The organism is Mesorhizobium sp. M2A.F.Ca.ET.039.01.1.1, assembly GCF_003998035.1.
Classification (GTDB): Bacteria; Pseudomonadota; Alphaproteobacteria; order Rhizobiales; family Rhizobiaceae; genus Mesorhizobium.
On the sequence record NZ_RZRY01000558.1, the window covers coordinates 1 to 4242 of the forward strand.

At 66.8% G+C, this 4242-nt stretch carries 4 protein-coding genes and 1 pseudogene; 2 read left to right on the forward strand and 3 right to left on the reverse strand.

The window, feature by feature from the left end:
- Nucleotides 1–191 (forward strand): annotated as a pseudogene (locus EOA24_RS29135) (ABC transporter ATP-binding protein); the annotation flags it as partial.
- Nucleotides 192–200: 9 nt separating this feature from the next.
- On the opposite strand, the gene EOA24_RS29140 reads toward EOA24_RS29135, so the two are convergent.
- The 3 genes from EOA24_RS29140 to EOA24_RS29150 all read right to left on the reverse strand — a co-directional run bounded on the left by EOA24_RS29140 (nt 201) and on the right by EOA24_RS29150 (nt 3822).
- On the reverse strand, nt 201–1328 hold the full coding sequence (locus EOA24_RS29140) for a serine hydrolase domain-containing protein (protein ID WP_126078122.1): 1128 nt from the start codon (nt 1326–1328) through the stop codon (nt 201–203).
- A gap of 124 nt (nt 1329–1452) precedes the next feature.
- A complete protein-coding gene (htpG, locus tag EOA24_RS29145) occupies nt 1453–3345 on the reverse strand; it encodes a molecular chaperone HtpG (RefSeq protein WP_126078121.1) in 1893 nt (630 codons plus the stop codon).
- Between the two features lie 60 nt (nt 3346–3405).
- A complete protein-coding gene (locus EOA24_RS29150; protein WP_245501878.1) occupies nt 3406–3822 on the reverse strand; it encodes a DUF982 domain-containing protein in 417 nt (138 codons plus the stop codon).
- Nucleotides 3823–3860: 38 nt separating this feature from the next.
- Between EOA24_RS29150 and EOA24_RS42515 the strand changes: the two genes are divergently transcribed.
- The coding region (locus EOA24_RS42515) for a hypothetical protein (RefSeq protein WP_210213610.1) at nt 3861–4242 on the forward strand (382 nt) is incomplete at its 3' end.

Sequence of the window (4242 nt, forward strand, 5' to 3'; positions counted from 1 at the left end):
AGCAGATGCTGATCGAGGCGCTGTCGCAGTATGAAGGCACGATGCTCTTCGTCTCGCACGACCGCCATTTCCTGGCGGCGCTGTCGAACCGCGTGCTGGAGCTCACGCCCGACGGCATCCACACCTATGGCGGCGGCTACACCGAATATGTCGCGCGCACGGGGCAGGAGGCACCGGGGCTGAGAAGCTAGGGATCTTTTTCAGAGCGCGTCGTAGACGGCGTCGATCAGCGCCTTGCGGCGCGGGTCGACATCGTCGAACCCCAGCATGCGGTTGGTGACGTAGCCGAACCCGACACCGGCGCCGGGATCGGCAAAGCCGATGGCGCCGCCCCAGCCGGTATGGCCGAAGCTTTGCGGCGATGCGCGACCGGCATAGACGGGATCCTCGATCTGATAGCCGGCGGCGAAGGCGGCCGGCAGCGCGAAGCTGTCGTCCATGCCGCGAAAGCGCGGCCTCCCGGCCTCCTCGATCGCCGCGCGGCCGATCAGGCGCTTGCCTTCAAACGTCCCGCCTGCCGCCATCATTCCGTAGATGCGCGCCAGCGCATGGGCGGTGGACTGGCCGTTGCCACCGGGCACCTCTGCGGCGCGCCAGGCGCGGTCGTTGGGCGCCAGGGCGCGGGGCGCCGGGTTGTCGCATGCATGGGGAAAGGGCGAGGCGCGCACGATGTCGACCCACTCCGAAGCCTTCGGGCCCTCGATCATCTCGGCGGCTCGGAAATCGTCCGTTTGCGGCAGGCCGACATGGAAATCGGCCCCAAGCGGGCCGGCGATTTCTTCCGCGATGAAGCGGCCGACGCTGCGCCCGTCGACGCGCCGCAGCACCTCGCCGGCAAGATGGCCGTAGCTGAGCGCATGATAGACGCAACGGCTGCCGGGCTCCCACAGCGGCGCCATGGCGGCAAGCGCATCGGCATAGGGCGTCCAGGCGAGCAGGCCTGCCTCGTCCATCGGCACGGCAAGGCCGTTCAGCCCGGACTGGTGCGACATGACCTGATCGAGTGTGATGCGCTCCTTGCCGCCGGCCGCGAATTCCGGCCAATAGCGCGCGACCGGCGCGGCATAGTCCAGCTTGCCGCGCTCCACCAGCATGGCGATCGCCAGCGCCACGACGCCCTTGGTGCAAGACCAGACATTGACCAGCGTGTCACGCCGCCATGGCCGGGTGCGCGCGGCATCGGCATGACCGCCCCAAAGGTCGACGACGGTCTTGCCGTCGGCCACGACTGAGACGCCGCCGCCATGTTCGAGGCCTTGGGAGAAACACCAGGCGAACGCGTCGCGCACGCCGGCAAAACGCGGATCGCAGAAACCCTCTATGGTCATGCGCGGATTCCCACCTAATGCGCCTCAGCCGAACAGCTTGGTCACAAAGCCGCTGAACCAGGCAAGCTGCCAGCATCCAATTAGCGCTGGACGCTGGCAAGCCATTCAAGCGCGCCGCCGGCGCTTACCCCTTCGCCAAGCCGCGGTCGATCAGCCGCGCCAGACGCGCCGAGAAGGCTTTGGCGTCGGCTGGCTTGTCGCCGTCGAGCACGCGCGCTTCGTCATAGAGCAGATGCGCGGCGTCCTCCTTGAACGCCTTGTCGCCGTCGCCGAGCTTTGCCAGCGCCGCCACGCGCTCATGGCGCGGGTTGATCTCGAGGATCGGCTTGGCGGCCTTGTCGAGCCGGCCGGCGGCGTTGAGCAGGCGCTCGAACTGGCGGTCCGGGCCATGCTCGGGCGCGACCAGGCAGACGGCGCTTTCGGTCAGCCGGTCGGAGGCCTTCACGTCCGACACCTCGTCGCCGAGCGTCGTCTTCACGAAGGCGAGGAACGCCGCGATATCCGACGACGTCTCGGCATCAGGCTTGGCCGCGTCGTCGGGCAGCGGGATATCCGCAAGCTCGGCCGCGCCCTGCGTCACCGACTTGAACGGCTTGCCGTCGAATTCCGGCGTCATCGTCACCCAGAAACTGTCGACCGGGTCGGTCAAGAGCAGCACCTCGATACCGCGCGCGCGAAACCCTTCGAGCTGCGGCGAGGCCTCCAGCCGGGCGCGGTCGTCGCCCGCCATGAAGAAGATCGCCTTCTGGCCTTCCTTCATCGCGGCGACGTAGTCGGCAAGGCTGCGCCAGCCTTCGCCCGAAGCGGTCGAACGGAAGCGGGCAAGCTTCAGCAGCTGTTCGCGCCGCTCGTAATCCTCATAGAGACCTTCCTTGAGGACGACGCCGAAATTCTCCCAGATCTTGGCATAGGTTTCGGCGTCGTTTTCGGTCGTCTTGGCAAGATCGCCGAGAACGCGGTTGGTCACGCCCTTGCGGATCGCGGCGAGCAGCGGGCTTTCCTGGATCATCTCGCGCGAGACGTTGAGCGGCAGGTCGGCGGAATCGACCAGGCCGCGCACAAAGCGCAAATAGCGCGGCAGGAGATCGGCATCGTCGGTGATGAAGACGCGCCGCACATAGAGCTTCATGCGGCCTTTGCGATCTTGGTCGAACAGGTCGAACGGCCGCGATCCGGGCACGAAGGCGAGCACGCTGTATTCCTGCCGGCCCTCGGCGCGGAAATGGATGGTCGAGGCCGGCTCGTCATATTGCCCGGCGACGCTGCGGTAGAAGTCGGTATATTCCTCCGGCTTGATCTCGCTCTTCTGCCGCACCCAGAGCGCCGTGCCGTCGGCGATGTCGCGCGGCTCGGCGCCGGGCTTCTCGACAAGCGTGATCGGCACCGGCACATGGCCCGACTGCGACTTCGCCAGCCCTTCGAGCCGGTATGGCGTGGCGTAGGAGGTGGCGTCCTCCATCAGATGCAGCACCACGCGGGTACCGCGCTTGGGCGCCGCCTCAAGCGGCACCGGCGCGATTTCATAAGTGCCCTTGCCGTCGGACGACCAGCGGAAGGCCTCGTCGCTGCCGGCCAGGCGGCTGATCACGTCGACCCGGTCGGCGACCATGAAGGCCGAGTAGAAGCCGACGCCGAACTGCCCGATGAGCTGCGTGTCCTCCGTCGCCTTGCCGGCCTCGACGCGCTCCATGAAAGCGCGCGTGCCGGAGCGCGCGATGGTGCCCAGCGCCTCCGCCATCTCCTCGCGGCTCATGCCGATGCCGTTATCCTCGACGACAAGCTCTTTGTTGTCCGGATCGGCGGCAATCATGATGCGCGGCTTCGGATCGTCGCCCAGAAGCTCGGGACGGCTGACCGCCTCGAAGCGCAGCTTCTCGCAGGCGTCCGCCGCGTTTGAGATCAGCTCGCGCAGGAAAACATCCCTGTCCGAATAGACCGAATGCACCATCATGTGCAGCAGCCGCGAGACGTCCGCCTCGAATGTCCTGGTTTCCGCCGTCTTTGTGTCCGTCGTCATTCAGAGTTCCTGGGTTGGTCGTTTTGTCCGCCGCGCCAACACGCGCCCGGGTTAAAATCTTCAGCCATTGTTTCTTGTGCCATTGCTGCTTGTGGATGCGCGCCCTGCCAGTGCCGCGGGCGCCAGCGAGACCATGTCGGGCGCCAGAATATCGTTGCGGCGGGCGAAGGCAACAAGGGTCGCTCGCACCGTCTCCGCGTCGATTTCGCCGGCAATGCCGGCTTTGCAGGCATTGAGCGCGATCGCATGCGCGCTGCTCCTGCTCGCGGCCGGCCAATCCTGCAGCAGGGCATAGGCTTCCGCCACGCTCTCCAGCCGCACCGGCAAGCCCATGCCGACAAGCACCGTGACAGGCTCTTCAAAGCGGTCGTGGTTCATGGTCTGGCCCTTCTTTCGGATGGATGCCCACAGTACCCGGGCGAAGCCCGCCGGCGAACGTATGCCTGCGCGGGTAGGGTGGTTGCAGGACGATGCCATGCGACCGCGGCTGGCCTATGCCGGGGAGGGCCTGCACATTGAGCGCGCCCGCCGGCGTGGTGTGCGTCGCTGAAATCTGCTGGTTCAGGCGCGGCGCCGGCAGCGCGCTGTGCGCCTTGGTCAAGACTTCGATCCAGGCGGCAACGGCCAGCGGCACCGGCGCGCGCCCCTCGATCCAGCGCGTCGCATCGGTCCGGGAACAGCCAAGCTCCTGCGCAAGGTCGCCGGCGTCCCATCGCAAGCTTCTCAGGCATTCCCGCAAGCGTCCTGCAATCATGGCAATCGCAATTCCCTTCGCCCAAATCCCATCGCGACATAGTTGGACGGCCCCCGCTGTGGCGGGGGCCGATTTCGCTCAGCTTCGCGCCGATGTTTCGGTGGACGACACCTGCTGCGCGGCAAGGAACATCAGCGTCGAGG

Coding starts and splice junctions, on each gene's coding strand:
- EOA24_RS29140 (WP_126078122.1), bottom strand. CDS start 1,328: ATGACCATAGAGGGTTTCTGCGATCCGCGTTTTGCCGGCGTGCGCGAC.
- htpG (WP_126078121.1), bottom strand. CDS start 3,345: ATGACGACGGACACAAAGACGGCGGAAACCAGGACATTCGAGGCGGAC.
- EOA24_RS29150 (WP_245501878.1), bottom strand. CDS start 3,822: ATGGCATCGTCCTGCAACCACCCTACCCGCGCAGGCATACGTTCGCCG.